Annotated in this window: 14 protein-coding genes; 5 read left to right on the top strand and 9 right to left on the bottom strand. The window is 55.9% G+C overall.

Annotation, left to right across the window (positions count from 1 at the left end; genetic code table 11):
* Position 1: 1 nt before the first annotated feature.
* From ACDI13_RS14160 to ACDI13_RS14145, 4 genes are all read right to left on the bottom strand, one after another.
* Complete coding sequence (locus tag ACDI13_RS14160) at positions 2–193, bottom strand: YqaE/Pmp3 family membrane protein (protein WP_003802304.1); 192 nt, start codon at positions 191–193, stop codon at positions 2–4.
* A gap of 134 nt (positions 194–327) precedes the next feature.
* Positions 328–1,314, bottom strand: a complete 987-nt coding sequence (locus ACDI13_RS14155; RefSeq protein ID WP_316990495.1) for a diaminopimelate dehydrogenase — start codon at positions 1,312–1,314, stop codon at positions 328–330.
* 63 nt (positions 1,315–1,377) lie between these two features.
* Positions 1,378–2,013, bottom strand: coding sequence for a leucine efflux protein LeuE (gene leuE, locus ACDI13_RS14150; protein ID WP_316990496.1), 636 nt, complete (start codon positions 2,011–2,013; stop codon positions 1,378–1,380).
* Between the two features lie 146 nt (positions 2,014–2,159).
* Positions 2,160–3,683 (bottom strand): acetyl-CoA hydrolase/transferase family protein, encoded by a 1,524-nt coding sequence (locus ACDI13_RS14145; protein ID WP_316990502.1) that lies wholly within the window; start codon positions 3,681–3,683, stop codon positions 2,160–2,162.
* 263 nt (positions 3,684–3,946) lie between these two features.
* On the opposite strand from ACDI13_RS14145, the gene ACDI13_RS14140 reads away from it, so the two are divergent.
* Entirely contained in the window at positions 3,947–4,855 is a 909-nt protein-coding gene (locus tag ACDI13_RS14140) for a LysR family transcriptional regulator (protein ID WP_316990497.1), read from the top strand.
* A gap of 119 nt (positions 4,856–4,974) precedes the next feature.
* On the opposite strand, the gene ACDI13_RS14135 is transcribed toward ACDI13_RS14140, so the two are convergent.
* The 4 genes from ACDI13_RS14135 to ACDI13_RS14120 form a co-directional block, all read right to left on the bottom strand.
* Positions 4,975–5,211, bottom strand: coding sequence for a hypothetical protein (locus ACDI13_RS14135; protein WP_094197567.1), 237 nt, complete (start codon positions 5,209–5,211; stop codon positions 4,975–4,977).
* 475 nt (positions 5,212–5,686) lie between these two features.
* Complete coding sequence (gene ahpF, locus ACDI13_RS14130; RefSeq protein ID WP_316990498.1) at positions 5,687–7,279, bottom strand: alkyl hydroperoxide reductase subunit F; 1,593 nt, start codon at positions 7,277–7,279, stop codon at positions 5,687–5,689.
* Positions 7,280–7,395: 116 nt separating this feature from the next.
* Positions 7,396–7,959 carry an alkyl hydroperoxide reductase subunit C gene (ahpC, locus tag ACDI13_RS14125; protein ID WP_316990499.1) on the bottom strand — a complete coding sequence of 188 codons (564 nt, stop codon included), beginning with the start codon at positions 7,957–7,959 and terminating at the stop codon, positions 7,396–7,398.
* Between the two features lie 190 nt (positions 7,960–8,149).
* The gene (locus tag ACDI13_RS14120; protein WP_316990500.1) at positions 8,150–9,586 is read right to left on the bottom strand and encodes a PLP-dependent aminotransferase family protein; all 1,437 of its coding nucleotides are present in this window, start codon (positions 9,584–9,586) and stop codon (positions 8,150–8,152) included.
* A gap of 152 nt (positions 9,587–9,738) precedes the next feature.
* On the opposite strand from ACDI13_RS14120, the gene ACDI13_RS14115 reads away from it, so the two are divergent.
* From ACDI13_RS14115 to ACDI13_RS14100, 4 genes are all read left to right on the top strand, one after another.
* Positions 9,739–10,629, top strand: coding sequence for a DMT family transporter (locus tag ACDI13_RS14115; protein WP_026485485.1), 891 nt, complete (start codon positions 9,739–9,741; stop codon positions 10,627–10,629).
* A gap of 185 nt (positions 10,630–10,814) precedes the next feature.
* Complete coding sequence (locus ACDI13_RS14110) at positions 10,815–11,552, top strand: phosphoadenylyl-sulfate reductase (protein ID WP_372372490.1); 738 nt, start codon at positions 10,815–10,817, stop codon at positions 11,550–11,552.
* Between the two features lie 9 nt (positions 11,553–11,561).
* A complete protein-coding gene (gene cysD, locus ACDI13_RS14105; protein ID WP_316989319.1) occupies positions 11,562–12,473 on the top strand; it encodes a sulfate adenylyltransferase subunit CysD in 912 nt (303 codons plus the stop codon).
* A complete protein-coding gene (locus tag ACDI13_RS14100) occupies positions 12,473–13,774 on the top strand; it encodes a GTP-binding protein (RefSeq protein ID WP_316989320.1) in 1,302 nt (433 codons plus the stop codon). The genes cysD and ACDI13_RS14100 overlap by 1 nt, the downstream gene beginning before the upstream one ends.
* Positions 13,775–13,988: 214 nt before the next feature.
* On the opposite strand, the gene ACDI13_RS14095 is transcribed toward ACDI13_RS14100, so the two are convergent.
* Positions 13,989–15,398, bottom strand: a complete 1,410-nt coding sequence (locus ACDI13_RS14095; protein ID WP_372372489.1) for a VOC family protein — start codon at positions 15,396–15,398, stop codon at positions 13,989–13,991.
* Positions 15,399–15,573 lie beyond the last annotated feature (175 nt).

The following is a 15,573-nucleotide window of genomic DNA, read 5'->3' as shown; positions in this document are numbered from 1 at the left end:
TTTACCGCTTGCCCAGGGCTTGCTCGATTTTCTTATCAGTCTTGTATTGGCTAAGAGCATATACCGCCCAAATCGCGGCAGGGATCCATCCGATAAGGGTCAACTGCAGGATCAGGCAAATAATACCCGCCACTGGACGACCAATCGTGAAAAAACCTAACCACGGCAACAATAGTGCGATCAGTAAGCGCATGAGAATACTCAAAATAATAAGAAGTGGGCGCTATTTTACCCTTTATTGGCGCACCGAATCATTCACCTGAAATCAAACAAGACAAATGGCCCGGATCAGACGGGCTGAACCGGGCCGGTACGGCGGCACTGAGCTTACAGCAGCTCTTTGCGCAACTGTGCGGGCGACTTGGGCGAGAGCAGGCCTGGAGCGACATCCAGGACAGTCTGGGCACCGATCTGACCGCTCTTGTTCATGCGGTAGGCGGCACGAGCATATGCGACCAGCACGCTAGAGGTGAACTCCGGGTTGCTGCCCAAATTCAGCGCGTACTCCACCACCTGCTGCGACCCCGAACCTGATTGGCCACTACGAATCACAAAACCACCGTGTGGCATGGCAGCGTGGTCACGAGCCAGCGTTTCAGCGTCAATGAAATTCACTTCGGTGTCGTAGTCTGCAAAGTAGTCAGGCATGGTGACAATCGCTTCTCGCACGGTATCGGCATCCGCGCCCTGCTCCAACACCACAAAACACTGACGCTTGTGCTTTTCGCGGGTGCTAAGTTCAGGCTCCTCACCGTTACGCACGCGTTGTACCGCTGCCTCGATAGGCAGGGTGTATTGCACGCCACCGGCTACACCAGCCACACGGCGGATGGCATCAGAGTGACCTTGGCTCAAACCCTTGCCCCAGAAGGTGTAGGTCTGGCCAACGGGCAAGACACATTCACCATACAGACGATTGAGCGAGAACAGGCCTGGGTCCCAACCCACCGCAATCAGCGCCGTGGTGCCAGCACCTTGAGCCGCCGCATCGACAGCCGCGTAGTACTCAGGGATACGAGCGTGGGTGTCAAAGCTGTCTACCGTGGTGAACCAGCGCGCCAGGGCCGGCCCCTGCTCGGGCAGATCGTTTTTAGAACCACCACAGAGAATCAACACGTCAATATCATTACGATACTGTTCGATTTGGTCCAGGGCGCGCACGGGCACGCCTGCACTTTGCAGTTGCAAGGAAGCAGGATCGCGACGCGTAAAAACGCTGACCAGTTCCATGTCCGGATTTTGTGCCAGGGCCAGCTCTACGCCTCGCCCCAAATTGCCGTAACCTGCAATACCGACACGGATTTTGCTACTCATGGTGTTTTCCTTAAATCTGATAAATAAGTGCTGTCAGAACTGCTGCGCTCTGAAGCGGCTGGCTTAGTCGCTGATCATCCGGGCTGCAAAGCCCATGAACAGTAGCCCCACCGAGCCATTGCCCATACGGGACAGACGCTGATGACGTCGGAAAATTCCTGCCAGGCGGTCACCGCCAAAAATCAGCAAAGACAAATAACAAATACTGATCAGCTCCACCACCAGACCCAGCAACATAAAGGCCAGGCCCGTATGCCCCTTGGACGGGTCCACAAATTGCACGAAAAAAGACAGGAAGAACAAGATGGCCTTGGGATTCAACAAACTCAAGAGCAAGGCCTTGCGAAAGCGCGTTTCGTGACGCAAACGCGTATCTACAGACTGCACCGAACCACCTTGCCTGAAGGCCGACTGCAACAGCCGCACACCCAAATACAACAAATAGGCCGCACCCAGCCAACGTATACCCGTATACAACATGGGCAGCGTCTTAAGTAGCGAGGCAGCGCCCAAGGCGGTCAAGGTCATCAAGATGCCATCGCCCACGACAACGCCCAAGGCTGCTTTATAGCCTTCACGCACACCATGTCCGGCACCACTGGCCAAGACATACAAGGAATTGGGCCCAGGCAATAGCACGATAAACACCGTGCCCACCACAAAGGCCCAAAAATTGACTACACCGATTTGTTCAAGCACACCGGCCTCGCTAAACGCAGCAGAATCGGCAATTTTAGCCCTAAAAAAATGCCCCTGGCACGGGTGGAGTGCCAGGGGCGATCAGGTCAGCTTGTAAGGTCTACGCTGCCGGACTGACTCGGCGACGCATTACCAGACCTGATGGACTACGCAGTAACAAGTTCCTGGTTCTGGAACTGCTCCTGTTTCATCGTGCCTTCCTGCTGGAAACGAACGTGCCAGGACAGGGCCTCTTCCAGGATGTGGGGCGTATGACCGCCACGCTGGCTGGCGCGTTCAACATAGTCCAACAAAGCGGGACGGTAGTCAGGGTGGGCACATTTCTCGATGATCACGCGGGCACGCTCACGGGGAGCCAGCCCTCGCAAATCCGCCAGGCCCCATTCGGAAACCAGCACGGCCACATCGTGCTCGCAGTGGTCTACGTGCGAAGCCATCGGCACCACACTGGAGATGGCGCCATCCTTGGCAACAGACTTGCTGACAAAAATGGACAGGTGCGCATTACGGGCGAAGTCGCCGGAACCGCCAATGCCATTCATCATATGGGTGCCACAGACATGCGTGGAGTTCACATTGCCGTAGATATCAAATTCCAGGGCCGTGTTGATTGCGATGATGCCCAGGCGACGTACCAACTCTGGGTGATTACTGATTTCCTGTGGACGTAGCACCAACTTGTCACGGTAATTTTCCAGGCCTTCCAGGAACTGCGCCATCTTGGGGGCGGACAGAGTCAAGGACGACGCCGAGGCAAAGCTCAACTGACCCGAGTCCAGCATGGCAATCGCGCTGTCCTGCAAGACTTCCGAATACATTTTCAGGTCGGTAAAGGGAGAATCCAGCAGGCCATAAGTGACGGCATTGGCAATCGTACCGATACCCACCTGCAGGGGTAGCAAGGAGTGGCTCATGCGGCCAGCGTCCACCTCGCCTTTCAGAAACTCGATAATATGACCGGCAATCGCCTGGGTTTCTTCATCAGGCGGCAGCACACTGGAGGGGCTGTCCAACGCGTCCGTTACCACAATACCCACGATGCGGGAGGGATCCACCTGAATGGCGGTGCTGCCAATACGCTGGTCCACATCCGTCAGTTCAATAGGCTGGCGATTGGGGCGGGCCTCAGGCACATAGATATCGTGCAAGCCTTCCATCTCCACCGGCATGCTCAGGTTCAGCTCAACAATGATTTGTTTGGCTTGCTGGGCAAAGCTGGCCGAATTACCTACCGACGTCGTTGGCACAATCGCGCCCGTTTCAGTAATGGCAACCGCTTCAATGACGGCGATGTCGATGGCAGGCAGGTTGCCCGAGCGCATGTGCTCCACAGTCAGGGACAAGTGCTGGTCGGTAAACAGAACCTTGCCTTCATTGATATGACGGCGCAACACCGAATCCACTTGAAACGGCGAGCGGCGGGCCAGAATACCGGCCTCTGCCATCAAGCCATCGCTATCATTACCCAGCGAAGCGCCAGTTACCACATTCAGTTTTAATGGCTCGGTCTGGGCGCGCTCGGCCAAGGCACGCGGCATGACCTTACAGTCCCCGGCGCGAGTAAAACCGCTCATCCCGACATTCATCCCGTCTTTGAAGAAGGCAGTTGCCTCCTGAGCGGTCATGACTTTGCCTTCCAATTCGGGGGAACGAATGCGATCCTTGAACATCGTGTGCTCCTGTCTCTGTGTCATTGATCTACCTGCTGTTGCTTTCGGAAGGAGCCAAGGCCGAAAGCGCCAGGCGAGATCTTCACGCAACAGAACGACATCACGCTTTAAAAATAGGGGCTGTACAAGCCGGAGATAAAAAGCCGAAATCGCCCTGACAACAGGCGTTTATGTTTTTTGAACAAAGCCAGCATAGCATCGCCACAATGAATAAAATAACTTCCAAGAAGTCGTAAAAGTCATAGATAAAAGGTCATCCCATCATGGACATTCGATCCTTGCGATACTTCATTGAAACCGTTAAACATCAAAGCTTTACGCAAGCTGCGCAGAGCCTGAACGTGACGCAATCGACCATCAGCAAGATGGTCAAGCAGCTCGAAGATGAGTTGGGCGAACCCCTGCTGATCCGCGATCATCGTCAATTGCAACTGACCGATTGCGGCAAAGTGGTGCTGGAGCGAGGGCAGGAAGTTTTGCAAAGCATGCAGGGCTTGCTGCGAGAGGTTCATGAGGTTCAAGCACTGCAACGCGGTCGTCTGGACCTAGGCATTCCGCCCATGATTAATGTGCTCTTCACAGAAGTGCTCAAGGCCTTCAAGAACCGGCATCCGCAGATCGAGCTGATTCTGCATGAAGAAACCGGCATGGGAATTGAACGCATGGTTGCGGCTGGCACGGTTGAAATGGGCCTCAGTATTCTGCCCTTGGGGCCGGAGCTGAATGTATCGGCTACCCCCGTGGCCAAACATGCAGTTTGGGCAATAGGCCATAAAGACACGCTGACGGGTACGCAAAAGAAGATCAAATTCCGGGAGCTGGAAAAGCATCCCTTGATTTTCCTGGGAGAGGACTACGCTCTGACCCGTATGTTGCGGCGTGCTTTTGCCCACGCAGGATTGCAGGCGAATATTGCGGCACAAAGCAATCAGTGGGATTGGGTGGCCTCCATGGCACAGGCGGGAATGGGCGTTGCCCTGTTGCCCCAGCCGTTTCTGTCTCGGCTGGAGCCGGGGGATTGGGTTGCCAAAGAGGTGGTGGAGCCGGCTTTGAATTGGGAAGTGGCACTGCTATGGAATGGGCGGTATCTGTCGCAAGCCGCCCGAGCATGGCTGCAGGTTTGTACGGATGTGCTGGGGGGGAACTGGCCTGAGGTGGATGGCGATCAATAAAAAGAGCAAGGTGATGGCCACCTTGCTCCTTTGTCTTCCGCGACGCTTTATTTTCCGAAAAAACACCAACTGCACGCATCGGCCTGAACGCTAGACGCGACGGTACGCTCGACTTGATGCTACTTCACATAATGTTCGATCGGCGAATGATCATCCAGCCTCAACACCCGACCATCGATTAATAACGAGGGCAGTCGCGTCACTCCAGCGGCAAGCGCATCGGCAACACCTTCCTGCTGCTGCGAGAGATTGAATGCCTGGTAGTGATGCCCGGGTGTCGAGAAAACGCCGCGCATCAGCTCGTCAATACCCAGGCAAATATTGCATCCGTCATGAAAGAGTGTGACGTTAATCATTGAATATCCTCTATGTATGAGAGTCTAGATATAAGGAAAATGACGTCCTTTGGCCTACAAGCACAGCTGAACCGCTAGAAATCCCCGTGGCCCTGATCAATGCTGAGGCGACTTCACTAGATTCATAGCGACGTATAGCGACCAAATGAAATTCATTTATGTCCTGTGACATATCGGGATAATAGCAAATAACATCCCTATAAACGGCCTGATCTTCCCGAAACCATACCCTAGACGCCAACTCCTTTTGCAAGCATCAGCATCCATTCCTCTAGCGACTTGCTACAGTCTTGGCACGTTCTCACGTTCACGCTGAGTATCTTATTTACAAGCGCATCTCCAAGCGATGCGGGTCCCGTCTTCTTCACACCTAATGCCCAACAGCAGCTTCCAATAACATTTGGTGAAAAACAAAAAAAGGCCACCCCAAACAGGGTGGCCCTCTTGAACAGCCAGGTCCAACAATCAGAAAGACTTACGCAGTCACTTTCTCTGCAGCTGGCTCTTCAACGTCAGCCGAACTACGGATCAGGTAATCAAATGCGCTCAAAGCAGCCTTGGCACCTTCACCTGCAGCAATCACGATCTGCTTGAAAGGAACGGTCGTTACGTCACCCGCTGCAAAGACACCAGCCAGCGAAGTAGCGCCGCGCACATCAACTTCGATCTCGCCATGGCGCGACAGACCCACATCGCTACCCTTGAGCCATTCCGTGTTGGGCACCAGACCAATCTGAACGAACACGCCGTCCAGCTTGATGCTCTTGGCTTCCTGAGTAGCACGGTCCAGATAATTCAGACCCACCACCTTGGTGCCATCACCCAGAACTTCCGTCGTCTGAGCCTGCATGATGATCGACACGTTAGGCAGACTGCGCAGCTTAGCCTGCAAAACCTGGTCAGCCCGCAAGGCATCACCGAACTCGATCAAGGTAACGTGCTTGACCAAACCAGCCAGATCAATCGCCGCTTCGACGCCAGAGTTACCACCGCCGACCACCGCCACGTCCTTGCCCTTGAACAAAGGACCATCACAGTGCGGGCAGTACGCCACACCACGGTTACGGTAATCCTGCTCTCCAGGCACATTCAGTTCACGCCAGCGGGCACCGGTAGCCAGAATGACGGACTTGGCTTTCAGTTGAGCGCCACCATCCACGTCCACAATGACCTGCTTGCCTTCACGGCGAATGCCCTTGGCGCGATGCAGATTCATGATGTCCACATCGTAGGCTTTAACGTGCTGCTCCAGCGCCGTTGCAAACGCAGGACCATTGGTCTCAACCACCGAGATGTAGTTCTCGATAGACATGGTGTCCAGAACCTGACCACCAAAACGCTCGGCCAACACACCCGTACGAATACCCTTGCGGGCAGCATACACAGCAGCGGCCGCACCAGCAGGGCCACCACCGACGATCAGCACATCAAACTCGTCCTTGGCATTCAAGGCTTCGGCACGAGCCGAGTTATCGCCCGTATCCAGTTTGGCCAACAACTCTTCCGCACTGGCACGGCCTTGATGGAACATTTCGCCATTCAAGAACACGGCCGGAACCGACATGATGTTGCGCTGCTGAACCTCGTCCTGGAACAGGGCACCGTCAATCGCCACGTGCTTGATACGTGGGTTGATCACGGACATGGCGTTCAAGGCCTGCACCACATCAGGACAGTTCTGGCATGACAGCGAGAAATACGTTTCAAAAACAAAGTCGCCGGGCAGATTACGGATCTGCTCAATCACAGCGGCATCCAGTTTGATCTCGTGGCCACCCACTTGCAGCAGGGCCAGAATCAAAGAGGTAAATTCGTGTCCCATCGGGATACCCGCAAAGCTCACGCTAATGTCGGTACCGGGACGATTAATTTGGAAGGAAGGCTTGCGCTCTTGCGCATCCGCATCTTCGCGATAGCTGGTCTTGTCGGACAGACCATCAATTTCTTGCAACAGTTCGCGCAGCTCGACGGACTTGGCGCCAGTATCCAGCGTCGCAACGATCTCGATCGGTTGCGTGATCTTCTCGAGGTATGCCTTCAATTGAGTTTTGATGTTTGCATCTAACATGTGAAACGCCCTTTATCCTGTACTGAACGAAACAACTTGGGGTGCCTGAACCAGTCAGGCACCGGGGTGGCGGCGCAGCGCGCCGACCACCGCTAAAGACCCGTGTTTAAAAGGTCTTAGATCTTGCCAACCAGATCCAGGGAAGGAGTCAGCGTCTTGGCGCCTTCTTCCCATTTGGCTGGGCAAACTTCGCCGGGGTGAGCGGCAATGTACTGAGCAGCCTTAACTTTGCGCAGCAGCTCGGAAGCCACACGGCCGATACCGTTGTCGTGGATTTCCAGAACCTTGATTTCACCTTCTGGGTTCACTACGAACGTACCGCGCAGGGCGATACCTTCTTCTTCGATCAGCACGTCAAAGTTGCGCGACAGCTGATGAGTTGGGTCACCGATCATTGGGTAGTTAACTTTGCCGATGGCGTCCGACGTGTCGTGCCATGCTTTATGAGCAAAGTGAGTGTCGGTGGACACGGAGTAAACCTCTACGCCCATCTTTTGGAACTCGGCGTAGTTGTCGGCCAAGTCTTCCAGTTCGGTTGGGCAAACAAACGTAAAGTCGGCTGGGTAGAAAACAAAAACAGCCCACTTACCGGCAACGGTTTCGTTGCTGACTTCGATAAATTTGCCGTTGTGAAAAGCTTGTGCTTTAAAAGGTTTGATGACGGTGTTGATCAAAGACATATTTGCTCCGGTGAGTGATTAATCATTGACAGTAAAGCCATTATAGGAAGCCACTGTCGATTAGTAAAATTGATTAATGCAATAATGTTCATTGCTATTAGCTATCGCGCGTCGCATAAAAACTTCTTTCTATGCGTCGCACAGACTTATGCTAACAGAGCTAGATGACAGTGCAAAATCAGCGTTCAAGTTATAAGGCCACTTCGCTGGACACAGGGCTGGAGGACTGCTTGGCGTTGAACAAACAACGGGCAAAATCCTGCCAAAACTGCGCATCATCGCCTAAAGAAACATTAATGCGCATATAAGTAGATGGTTGCTGTTGCGGAGAAAACAAGGCCCCCGGTACTAATAAATGGCCGGGTCGCCCCAAGGCGCGCACCAGACTTTCCGTATCCACGCCCGTATCCACCCAAACAAACATGCCCGCCTGAGGTGGTGCGTCCGGTGCCAAACCTAATTGAGCCAGTTGCTCCAGCGTTCTGTGCCTGTCGCTGTCAGCATGACGACGCAATCGTTCCAGGTGCTTGCGATAGGCACCATCTACCAGCACCCGATGAATGACCCGCTCGCCCAACTCCGGCGAGGTCAATCCCGCCAGCATTTTCAAATTCACCAAAGCCTGCAAAAGCTCCGGAGCCGCTGCCATATAAGCCACCCGCAGGCCCGCAGCCATCACCTTGGAATAGCCCCCTACCAATGTCACCCGGTTCAACTGATCCAGTTGGGCCAGACGGCAGGCTGGATTGGCATGCAGCTCGCTATAGGTATCGTCTTCAATAATGTGGAAGTCCCAGGTCTGGGCCAAGGTCAGAATGCCGTGCGCCACCGCCGGGCTCAAACTAAAGCCGGTAGGGTTATGCACCACGGTATTCAGGATGACAAGACGTGGGCGATGCTCGCGCGCCAACTGCTCCAAGACGGCCAGATCCGGGCCATCCGCACAGCGTGGCACACTGAACACCCGCACATCCACTACAGCCAGACGGGCGAACAGCAAATACCAGGCTGGATCTTCCACAACAACCGCATCACCTGGCCGCAACCAATGGCGCAAAAGCAAATCCAGCGCCTGCGTCACGCCACTGCACAATACAAGCTGGGTATCGGGATCCGCCTGTATGCCGCTATCTTCCAGTTGCCCCGCAATATGTTGGCGCAAAGGTCGATAGCCATGAGAGTGCCCATAGCCCAGCAGGTTGGAGCCTGCACTACGGCTGACCTGCCGCAAGGCCGCCAGAATCATGTCGTTATCCAGCCAGTGCCGGGGAATACCCGCGCTGTCGCTATGCCCAATAAAGCTGTTCAGCATCCAGTTCACATCAATCTTGCGCGGCTCATTCTTTTCGACATGCAAAGATTCGGAACGCAGACGGCGGGGGCTGCGCACCCGCACAAAGAAACCGGAACCGGGCCGGGACTCCACCAAGCCCAAGGCCATCAACTTGTCGTACGCAGCCACAACAGTATGCGTACTGACCCCGGCAGACTGCGCCAATCGGCGCACGGAGGGTAAGCGACTTCCACCCCGATAGCGCAAATGCAAGGCCTGCTGTACCCAGGCGACCAACTGATCGCTAAGCGTCACATCCGAACCGCGCACAGGCTGCCAATCCAACCATTCCATGATGCTGACCTTTGATTGTGAAAACCGACTGTAGCGGTAGAAAGACCAGTACAGCTTGAGTCACTGATTGATAAATCGTATCGCAACTGTATTGCTCAGTTATTTTAAGCTCAAAGCTGTGATAAACCTATTTCTTATCCGTGGTGATTTTCATGAGCCGCAGCACCAGTCTTCCCATGCCCAGTACCGCCCCAGCATTGCTGATCTATCTCTACGCTTTTATCGGGGTTACCGTCTTTGCCTTCACCTTGCCCATGACGCGGCTGGCGGTGCAAAGCTTTGACCCCTGGCTAGTCGGAATGGCGCGAGCCAGTATCGCAGGGGTGTTTGCGGCCATCATTTTGCTGGCTACCCGCAGCCGCCGCCCCACTGCTTCGGAATGGCGCGGTATTGCCCTGTCCTGTACAGGTGTGATCGTGGGCTGGCCCGTGTTTTCATCGATTGCCATGCAGACCGTGCCGTCCTCGCACGGGGCCGTGTTAAGCGGCCTGATTCCCCTGGCTACCGCCATTGTTGCCTCTGCCCGTAGCGGTGAACCCTTGAGCCGCCGCTTCTGGATGCTGAGCCTGCTGGGTGCCGTACTGGTGCTGCTCTACGCTTTCTATATTGGTGAAGGCGCACTGCAAACCGGGGATATCTGGTTGGCTCTGGCCGTATTCATGTCCGGTGTGGGTTATGCCGAAGGTGGCCGCGTAGCCCGTACCCTGGGTGGCTGGCGCACCATTTGCTGGTGCCTGGCAGCCAGCTTGCCGCTGACCATTCCCGCCACCTTGTGGCTGACCTTTCCCATGACAGAAATGCCCTCTTCCCAATCTGTTATGGCGCTACTCTACCTGGCCCTGTTCTCTTCCCTGCTGGGCTTTTTCCCCTGGTACAAGGCCATGGCCATGGGGGGTGTGGCTCGTATCGGGCAGGTACAACTGGCCCAGCCCTTTCTGACCGTGCTGATTTCAGCAGTGTGGTTAAGCGAGCAAGTGGACCTGCTGACCTGGCTGTCCTGCATCGTCATCATCGCCATTATTGCGGCCAGCCGTCGCGCCTGAAAACGCAATGACAAGGCGGCTAAATACAGCAAGAGCATATTCACCTAACTAATACTTCGTTCCCAGCGTGGGCTCGCGCAAGCACACTGGCTCATCCTTCCATGAACCATGTAAAGGCGATAGCGCGGCCCACGTGACTCCGTTTTGAGCAGGGCCGGCTGGTATTGCCGCAAGGACATCTGATCATGCCCGCTCAAGCCCCTGCCGTGCTTGCCCTAAGCGCCCGGCCACTGATGCTGTGGAAACAGTTGCGCGACGATCTGCAAGTCATCGCACGCGAACACACGGATGCCGTTCTGGCCAGTTCCCTGGCTGCGGAAGACATGGTGCTGTTTCATGCCATGTCCATCTACACCCCCGAATTGCAAACCGTCACCCTGGATACCGGTCGTCTGCACGAAGAGACCTTGCAGTTGGGGCGCGACATCCAGCAACACTACGAACGCCCTATCCTGTTTTTTCACCCTGACCCGGACCGGGTGCAGGAACACGTCGCTACGCATGGCACACACGCTTTTTACGAAAGCGTGGAGCTGCGTAAAGAATGCTGCGCGATACGCAAGGTGGAGCCGCTGCGCCGTGCCTTGCAAGGCCGATCAGCCTGGATCACCGGTCAGCGCCGCGAACAGACCGCCAGCCGAACCGAACTGTCCAGCAAGGAATACGACAGCGTCTTTGGGCTGCAGAAATTCAACCCCTTGATCGAATGGACTCAGGACGATGTCTGGGCCGTGATCCGTGGATTGAGCATCCCTTACAACCCGCTGCACGACCAGGGCTACCCCTCCATAGGTTGTGAGCCCTGTACGCGCGCCATTCGCCCCGGTGAAGACGTGCGCGCCGGGCGCTGGTGGTGGGAACAGCGCGACAGCCTGGAATGCGGCCTGCATGCCAGCAATCTGAATAGCCGTGTCAACACCTGAAGGAACCCCATGGGCGAACCACTCTCTACCCGTACTCATCTGGACTGGCTGGAAGCCGAGGCCATTTTTATTCTGCGCGAAATCGCCGCCGAAGCTGAAAAACCCGTGCTGCTCTTCTCCGGCGGCAAGGATTCCGCCGTGCTGCTGCAACTGGCCCAGAAAGCCTTTGCGCCCGGCCCGCTACCGTTTCCCCTGATGCACGTGGACACCGGCCACAACTACCCGGAAGTGATCGAATTTCGGGATCGCCGCGCCGCTGAACTGAGCGCCGAGCTGATAGTACGCAGCGTGGAAGATTCCATTGCGCGCGGCACCGTGGTCCTGCGACACGAAACGGCCAGCCGCAACGGGGCCCAGGCCGTCACCTTACTGGAAGCCATTGCCGAATTTGGCTTTGATGCCTGTTTCGGTGGTGCCCGCCGTGACGAAGAGAAAGCCCGTGCCAAAGAGCGCATTGTGTCCTTTCGCGACGAATTCGGCCAATGGGACCCCAAAGCGCAACGCCCCGAGCTGTGGCACTTGTTCAACACCCGCATCCACAAGGGCGAGAACCTGCGCGTCTTCCCGATTTCCAACTGGACCGAGCTGGACGTCTGGCAATACATCCAGCGTGAAGCCATTGATCTGCCGTCCATCTACTACACCCACTCGCGCGAAGTGGTGGAGCGTCACGGCCTGATCGTTCCCATCACCCCGCTGACTCCCTTGCTCGATGGTGAGACCTCCGAATGGCGCGATGTGCGTTTCCGCACCGTGGGTGATATTTCCTGCACCTGCCCGGTGCTCTCTACCGCCGCGTCCGTGCAGGACATTATTGCTGAAACCGCCTTGGCCACCATTACCGAGCGCGGTGCCACCCGTATGGATGACCAGACGTCTGAGGCCTCCATGGAACACCGCAAGAAACAAGGATATTTCTAATGAATACCGTCAATGACGCCTGGCTGCAGGCTGCCGATCAAGGCGTGCTGCGTCTGATTACCGCTGGCTCCGTGGACGACGGAAAATCCACCTTGATTGGCCGCTTGCTGGTGGACAGCCAGGGCGTATTTGCCGACCAGATAGCGGCTATCCAACGCTCCAAATACAAGCGTGGCGAGGATGCCGAACCCGATCTTGCCCTGCTGACCGATGGTCTGGAGGCCGAGCGCGAACAAGGCATCACCATTGATGTGGCCTACCGCTACTTCGCGACTCCCAAGCGCAAGTTCATCGTGGCCGATACCCCCGGCCACGAGCAGTACACCCGCAACATGATTACGGGTGCCTCCACCGCGCAGGCTGCCATCATTCTGATTGATGCGCATCGCGCCCAAGATGGAGAGCTACTGACCCAGACCAAGCGCCACAGCACCGTTGCCAAACTGCTGGGCCTGCGTCATATCGTCGTAGCGGTGAACAAGATGGACCTGGTCAATTGGGATCAGGCCGTGTTCGACCGCATTCATGCCGCCTATCACCAACTGGCTGCCCAACTGGGGATTGAGCACTTTCACATCATTCCGCTTTCGGCCTTGAAGGGCGAGAACATCACCCAGGCTTCGCCCCACACACCTTGGTATCAAGGCTTGCCGCTGCTGCCTTTGCTGGAATCGCTGGATCTACGCGAGAACATTCAGCGCCCTGCCCGTTTGTTTGTGCAATGGGTAGCACGTCATGGTGGCAGTCGCGCTGACGGCTTCCGTGGTTATGCCGGCCAGCTCAGTGGGGGCCGCATCCAGGTGGGCGACAGCGTTCAGGTGTGGCCTAGCGGAAAAACCGCCGTCATCACGCAGTTATTTCGCGCTGGTACAGAACAAGTTTCCGTCAGTGACGGGGACGCCGTAACCGTGGTGCTGGATCGTGAGCTGGATATTTCGCGGGGCGATTTGCTGACACTGGCCCACGAGCCGGTCAGCACCAGCAAACACTTTGATGCACAACTGTGCTGGCTGGACGAGCAGGCTTTGAACACCACCCGTTCTTACTGGTTAAAGCAAGGCACACGCCTGACGCAAGCCAAAGTACAGGCCGTTCACGCCTTGCGCGACGTGCATAGTTTGCAAGAGCAACAAGCCACTGGCACCTTGTCCTTGAATGATATTGGCCGTGTCAGCCTGGTCAGCCGTGATCCACTGGTGCTGGACGATTATCAGGATCACTCCAGCACGGGCTCTTTCATCTTGATCGACCCCAGCACGAACCAGACCGTTGCTGCCGGTCTGGTACAAAAGCAGGCGTAAAAACAAGTCAGCGGCAGGTCTGAACCCTGCCGCTGTACAACATGGCCCTCTGGAAGTCGATTCCACCCCTGCGCCAAAGGCACAGCCGCAGACAAGCCGGTAAAGCCTGCCCCAATCACAGCAACATCCGCCTTGGCAGAACCTGGCAATCGCTCGCAGACCGGAGTGGGCGGCGCCGATGCCTGCCAGAGTCCGTGACTGCGCACCTCCGCCTTCATGCTCCCGACTCCGCCAGAAAACGTTGATGCAAGGCCTGCTCGGAGCGCGTCTGAGCAGCGCGGTACAGTTCAATTTCATCCAGCACGGGGCTACCCAGATCGTGTTCAAACTCAGCTCGGGCCGCCTGCGATCCATAATTTCTTTGTTCCGCATCGCCCAAGTTGGACTGAAAAATCCCCGCCGCGCTAACCGGCAAGAAATCCTCGTAAGTAATTGGGCGCAATGCGACTACGCCGCGCTTGATCAAATCAGGCAAGTTCCAGGGCCGGCCAGCGGCCAGCTCCTGCTGCCAGATATCAGGATCCCGTGGCTGAAACCGAAAAAAAGCCAGCCCACGCTCGTACATTTCCTTGCTGTCATCTGGAAACTGAGCAAACACGTGCTGGAGGCGTTCGGCATACGTCTGCGTAGTCGCGGCTTGCTGCCCGGTATCTCTGACCTGCGCCAACAAAGAGTCGTAAAGCGCCCGGCCCGCCTGGGTCAAGGCCACGCCGCGTTGCTCTATCTCACCAAAACGCGCGGTATGGGACCCCACCCTCGCCTGACCGACAAACTCAATCTCCTCTTCCAAGGCTTTGAAACTGGTCTGACGCAACAGGATGGGATGACGCCTGCGCGGTGGGCCTTCGATCAGCTCTTTAGCGGGAATGCCCCGTTGGGGCATGGCCTCTTGTACCGCATCAATATCCAGGGTTCGAGGAGTCAGGTGATTGATATGCGGGCCCTTGAAACAGACAATATCGGCCACCAGGCGATGTGCCGCATGCAACTTGCGATACGTGTCCTGATCAACTGTCGCTTGGCGATGCCAGCGAAAAACGGCGGTGGCGGCGGCCACAAACTCCTTGACCTGCGGTTCGGTCAAGCCACCCGCCACCTGTGCCTGTTCCGCCAGCTCCAACAATCCGGACGGGAAAATAGACCGTTTCGATAAGATTTCAGCCGCCTGCGCTCGCAGGTTCGCATCCTCAATCAGTTCCAGTCTGAGCAAAGAGGTAAACACCCGGAAGGGATTGGTTTGTAATGCGTGGTCGTCCACAGGGCGAAACGCGGTGGAGTGAACAGGCACACCCGCCACCGATAGATCGTAATAGCCAACGGGATACATGCCCATGGCAGCAAAAATCTTGGCAATCCCTTTGAGTTCGGCCGCTGTTCCAACCCGAATGGCACCATGCCGCTCCACATCCAGACGGCTCAACTCCGACTGCTGCCGCAAGGCGCTGTGCAGTGCCGGGTCATGCTTGAGCACACCGGCATTGATCTCGTGCACCAGGCTTAACAAGGCTCCGTACTGCGGCACCTCCTGCTGGTACATGGCCGACATGGCGCCTGAGAACCGGGAGCGGATTTCGTCCCTAGAAATAAAAACCGAGGTGTCCATCGAATCACCAGCAAATTGCATGACCTAACAACTGGGCAAGGTCAGTCCATTAACAAATCACTTCCGTGAACCTGTGTGTAGCACTTCACTGCACATCCAGCGGAAGCCTGTCATCTTATAAGCCTGAAATAGCTATAAATCTTGGACATCATTCTGTAAGTGGGGACAAGAGGGGTCAAACGATAATTCCAACTTA

The sequence above is a fragment of the Alcaligenes faecalis genome, from assembly GCF_041521385.1.
Lineage (GTDB): Bacteria > Pseudomonadota > Gammaproteobacteria > Burkholderiales > Burkholderiaceae_B > Alcaligenes > Alcaligenes faecalis_E.
The sequence above is the reverse complement of the archived record's forward strand: the minus strand, read 5'-3'. Positions and strand labels throughout refer to the sequence as shown.

Excerpts from the sequence above, each read along its gene's own strand:
- ACDI13_RS14160 (WP_003802304.1), bottom strand. The coding sequence starts at position 193 with ATGCGCTTACTGATCGCACTATTGTTGCCGTGGTTAGGTTTTTTCACG.
- ACDI13_RS14155 (WP_316990495.1), bottom strand. The coding sequence starts at position 1,314 with ATGAGTAGCAAAATCCGTGTCGGTATTGCAGGTTACGGCAATTTGGGG.
- ACDI13_RS14145 (WP_316990502.1), bottom strand. The coding sequence starts at position 3,683 with ATGTTCAAGGATCGCATTCGTTCCCCCGAATTGGAAGGCAAAGTCATG.
- ACDI13_RS14140 (WP_316990497.1), top strand. The coding sequence starts at position 3,947 with ATGGACATTCGATCCTTGCGATACTTCATTGAAACCGTTAAACATCAA.
- ACDI13_RS14135 (WP_094197567.1), bottom strand. The coding sequence starts at position 5,211 with ATGATTAACGTCACACTCTTTCATGACGGATGCAATATTTGCCTGGGT.
- ahpF (WP_316990498.1), bottom strand. The coding sequence starts at position 7,279 with ATGTTAGATGCAAACATCAAAACTCAATTGAAGGCATACCTCGAGAAG.
- ahpC (WP_316990499.1), bottom strand. The coding sequence starts at position 7,959 with ATGTCTTTGATCAACACCGTCATCAAACCTTTTAAAGCACAAGCTTTT.
- ACDI13_RS14120 (WP_316990500.1), bottom strand. The coding sequence starts at position 9,586 with ATGGAATGGTTGGATTGGCAGCCTGTGCGCGGTTCGGATGTGACGCTT.
- ACDI13_RS14115 (WP_026485485.1), top strand. The coding sequence starts at position 9,739 with ATGAGCCGCAGCACCAGTCTTCCCATGCCCAGTACCGCCCCAGCATTG.
- ACDI13_RS14110 (WP_372372490.1), top strand. The coding sequence starts at position 10,815 with ATGCCCGCTCAAGCCCCTGCCGTGCTTGCCCTAAGCGCCCGGCCACTG.
- cysD (WP_316989319.1), top strand. The coding sequence starts at position 11,562 with ATGGGCGAACCACTCTCTACCCGTACTCATCTGGACTGGCTGGAAGCC.
- ACDI13_RS14100 (WP_316989320.1), top strand. The coding sequence starts at position 12,473 with ATGAATACCGTCAATGACGCCTGGCTGCAGGCTGCCGATCAAGGCGTG.
- ACDI13_RS14095 (WP_372372489.1), bottom strand. The coding sequence starts at position 15,398 with ATGCAATTTGCTGGTGATTCGATGGACACCTCGGTTTTTATTTCTAGG.